Raw genomic sequence first — 3,399 nt, forward strand, 5'->3', positions numbered from 1 at the left:
CGGAGCCGCCGTCGGCGGCCGCCTCCTTGCCCGCGTCGGCGGGGGGCGACGGGGCCGCGGCCTCGGCGTCGGACATGTCCTCGCCCTCGTCGCCGATCAGGAGGGCGATGGGCGTGTTGACCTTGACGCCCTCGGTGCCCTCACCGATCAGAATCTTGCCGATGACGCCTTCGTCAACGGCCTCGAATTCCATCGTGGCCTTGTCGGTCTCGATCTCGGCCAGCAGGTCGCCGGCATTCACCGTGTCGCCCTCTTTCACCAGCCATTTGGCAAGCGTGCCTTCCTCCATGGTGGGGGACAGGGCGGGCATGAGTATTTCGGTTGCCATGTCTGTCGCTCCTTACCGGTAGGTGACTTGGTTCACGGCCTCGATGACCTCGTCCGTGGTCACCAGGGCGTGGCGTTCAAGATTGGCCGCATAGGGCATGGGCACATCCTTGCCGCAGAGGTTCAGGACCGGCGCATCAAGATGATCGAAAGCATGGGTCATGACATGCGCCGACAGGTGGTTGCCGATGGCGCCCACGGGCCAGCCCTCTTCGACGGTGACCATGCGGTTGGTCTTGCGCACACTCTCGAGCACCGTGTCGTAATCCAGCGGGCGCAGGGTGCGCAGGTTGACGACCTCGGCCTGCACGCCCTCTTCGGCGAGGCGCTCGGCGGCCTCCATGGCGTAGGTCATGCCGATCCCGAAGGAGACGATGGTGACGTCCGATCCGGTGCGTTCGATGCGGGCCTTGCCGAAGGGCAGGGTGAAATCGTCTAGCACCGGCACCTCGAAAGAGCGGCCGTAGAGGATCTCGTTTTCCAGGAAGATCACCGGGTTGGGGTCGCGGATGGCGGATTTCAGCAGGCCCTTGGCGTCGGCTGCCGAATAGGGGATCGCCACCTTCAGCCCCGGGATATGCGCATACCAGGCGGAATAGTCCTGGCTGTGCTGGGCGCCGACGCGGGCGGCGGCGCCGTTGGGCCCGCGGAACACCATGGGGGCGCCCATCTGGCCGCCAGACATGTAGAGCGTCTTGGCCGCGGAGTTCACGATCTGGTCGATCGCCTGCATGGCGAAGTTGAAGGTCATGAATTCAACGATAGGCTTGAGCCCGCCGAAGGCCGCGCCCACGGCGATCCCGGCGAAACCGTGCTCGGTGATCGGGGTGTCGACGATCCGCTTGGCGCCAAAACGGTCGAGCAGGCCCTGGGTGATCTTGTAGGCGCCTTCGTATTCGGCAACCTCCTCGCCCATGAGGAAGACGCTGGCGTCGCGCTCCATCTCTTCGGCCATGGCGGTGTTGAGCGCCTCGCGTACGGTCATGGTGGTCATTTCCGTGCCTTCGGGCCAGTCCGGGCTGCGGTCGGCCTTGGGCGTCGCAGGGGCGGATTTGGCTTCGGCGGGGGCGGCGGGCGCCTCGGAGCCGCCGTCGGGGGCCGGCGCCTTGCCCGCGTCGGCGGCGGCCGACGGGGCCGTAGCCTCGGCGTCGGACATGTCCTCGCCCTCGTCGCCGATCAGGGCGATGGGCGTGTTGACCTTGACGCCCTCGGTGCCCTCACCGATCAGGATCTTGCCGATGACGCCTTCGTCAACGGCCTCGAACTCCATCGTGGCCTTGTCGGTTTCGATCTCGGCCAGGATGTCGCCGGCGTTGACGGTGTCGCCTTCCTTGACCAGCCACTTGGCGAGCGTGCCTTCCTCCATGGTGGGCGAGAGGGCGGGCATGAGAATTTCGGTAGCCATGTCTGTGATCCTCCCTCAGGCTTCCTGCGGCACTTCCGCGGCGTAGATATCCGTCCAGAGCGCGTCGAGATCGGGCTCGGGGCTTTCCTTGGCGAATTCGGCGCTTTCGTTGATGATCTCCTTGGTCTCCTTGTCGATGGCCTTGAGATCTTCCTCGCTGGCGTGCTCGCCCTCAAGCAGCATGGTGCGGATGTGTTCGATGGGGTCGCGTTCCTCGCGCATCTTCTGGACTTCCTCGCGGGTGCGATACTTCGCCGGGTCCGACATGGAATGGCCGCGGTAGCGGTAGGTCTTGACCTCGAGGATATAAGGCCCCTTGCCCGACCGGCAGTGCGCCACGGCCTTCTCGCCCGCGACCTTGACCGCCAGAACGTCCATGCCATCGACGATTTCGCCTGGGATGCCGAAGGCCTCGCCGCGCTTGTAAAGGTCAGGGCTGGAGGTCGAGCGCTGCTGCGCCGTGCCCATGGCATACTGGTTGTTCTCGATCACGAAGACCACCGGCAGGTCCCACAGGGCGGCCATGTTGAAGGTCTCGTAGACCTGGCCCTGGTTGGCCGCACCGTCGCCGAAATAGGTGAAGGTCACGCGGTCGGTCTCGTTGTACCTGTCGGCAAAGGCCAGCCCCGCGCCCAGCGGCACGTTGGCGCCGACGATGCCGTGGCCGCCGTAGAAATCCTTTTCCTTGGAGAACATGTGCATCGAGCCGCCCTTGCCCCCCGAGTAGCCATCCGCGCGGCCGGTCAACTCGGCCATGACGCCTTTGGGGTCCATCCCGCAGGCGAGCATGTGGCCATGGTCGCGGTAGGTTGTGATACGCTTGTCGCCTTCTTCCGCGGCGGCCTCGAGGCCCACGACAACGGCTTCCTGGCCGATGTAGAGGTGGCAGAACCCGCCGATCAGCCCCATGCCGTAAAGCTGGCCGGCCTTTTCCTCGAATCGGCGGATCAGCAGCATGTCCTTGTAATGGGCCTTGAGGTCCTCGGCCGATACATTCGGTTTCGCGGCGGTCTTCTTTGCGGGCATGGGTCCTCCCCTTCGCAGAGCGGGTCGTTTAGTATTAAACGACCCCTACAAGAGGGTTGGCGAAAAATCCACCGCGAATATGCGGACACCGGGGCAGGGTGCGAAACCCCGCCTTGCGCAGCGCGCATGGCCCGGCCTGCGGTGTCGCGCCCGCGCTAGCCCCTAACGGATCACGATCTCGTCGGCCCGAACCAGCCCCAGCACCTCGCGGGCCTGTTCGTCCAGCAGGTCGAGGTCGAGGTAGCTGTCCGACAACCGCCGGGTGAGGTTCTCCATCCGGGCGACTTCGGCTTCCAGCCCCGCCAGGCGGTCGGTCAGTTCGGCGCGCTCGGCCTCGATCTCGGCGCGTTTGAAGATGCCGTAATCGCCCTGCACGGCGGCAAAGGTGAAATAGAGCCCCAGCAGCAACAGCCCGGTGAAATAAAGGATGGCGCCCAGGGGCGCGCGTCTGCCTGTGGTCATGCCTGCCTCGTGCTCGCAGGGTCTTTGCGCCCCGCCATGCCAATAGACTCGCACAGTCGATTCGCTTTGGGAATCCCCTTTTTGCGGCTTGGGCCACGGGCGGGCTGGGCCATGGCGCGTCGACGCGCCCTGCGCGCGGTTTCGCAAACCGCGTCCGCCCGCCGGTCGCGGCGGGCCAC

General features: G+C 65.6%; 4 protein-coding genes. All 4 read right to left on the reverse strand.

Annotated elements, in window-relative coordinates:
* Positions 1–328 (reverse strand): biotin/lipoyl-containing protein (locus ACH107_RS31250; protein WP_412509553.1); only part of this gene is annotated, 328 nt, incomplete at its 3' end.
* Positions 329–340: 12 nt separating this feature from the next.
* Positions 341–1,732: a pyruvate dehydrogenase complex E1 component subunit beta gene (locus tag ACH107_RS31255; protein ID WP_412509554.1), complete on the reverse strand. Its 1,392-nt coding sequence runs from the start codon at positions 1,730–1,732 to the stop codon at positions 341–343.
* Positions 1,733–1,747: 15 nt separating this feature from the next.
* A complete protein-coding gene (pdhA, locus tag ACH107_RS31260) occupies positions 1,748–2,758 on the reverse strand; it encodes a pyruvate dehydrogenase (acetyl-transferring) E1 component subunit alpha (protein WP_412509555.1) in 1,011 nt (336 codons plus the stop codon).
* Positions 2,759–2,920: 162 nt separating this feature from the next.
* Complete coding sequence (locus ACH107_RS31265; protein WP_310691527.1) at positions 2,921–3,220, reverse strand: FtsB family cell division protein; 300 nt, start codon at positions 3,218–3,220, stop codon at positions 2,921–2,923.
* Between the last annotated feature and the right edge of the window lie 179 nt (positions 3,221–3,399).

The sequence above is a fragment of the Roseovarius halophilus (ex Wu et al. 2025) genome (assembly GCF_047086965.1).

Bases quoted from the DNA above. Each gene is read 5' to 3' on its own strand.
- ACH107_RS31265 (WP_310691527.1), bottom strand. From the start codon at position 3,220: ATGACCACAGGCAGACGCGCGCCCCTGGGCGCCATCCTTTATTTCACC.
- pdhA (WP_412509555.1), bottom strand. From the start codon at position 2,758: ATGCCCGCAAAGAAGACCGCCGCGAAACCGAATGTATCGGCCGAGGAC.
- ACH107_RS31255 (WP_412509554.1), bottom strand. From the start codon at position 1,732: ATGGCTACCGAAATTCTCATGCCCGCCCTCTCGCCCACCATGGAGGAA.